Source organism: Tritonibacter sp. SIMBA_163, from assembly GCF_046535935.1.
Lineage (GTDB): Bacteria > Pseudomonadota > Alphaproteobacteria > Rhodobacterales > Rhodobacteraceae > Epibacterium > Epibacterium scottomollicae.
Window position 1 is genome coordinate 1 of record NZ_JAWJBP010000437.1, and the last position, 273, is coordinate 273.

The 273-nt window shown below is 63.7% G+C and carries 1 protein-coding gene; it reads right to left on the reverse strand.

What is annotated here, in order from left to right; all coding sequences use genetic code 11:
- Window positions 1-273 (reverse strand): hypothetical protein (locus R0J92_RS23030; RefSeq protein ID WP_411053378.1); only part of this gene is annotated, 273 nt, incomplete at both ends.

The window sequence follows — 273 nt, forward strand, 5'->3', positions numbered from 1 at the left end:
GCCCCGACCCGCAACTGATAGGCTTCGGCGGGTGCCTGGGTGATCTGGTGCCAGCTATGAAAGCTGTCGCCTGCAAGCCAGGTCATGCAGTGCGCGGTGTCCGCCGGACGCTGGGCCACCTTCCATAGGTGTTGATAGCCCGCGCTGTCGCCCAGTACCTCAAGTGTCGCCAGGGCGGTGGAGACAGGCTGCGGAGACGATTCCGTTTCCCACCACCGCACCACCTGGCCGCCGTGATTGAAGGTGTAGTCATAGACATGCGGCTCTGCAGAG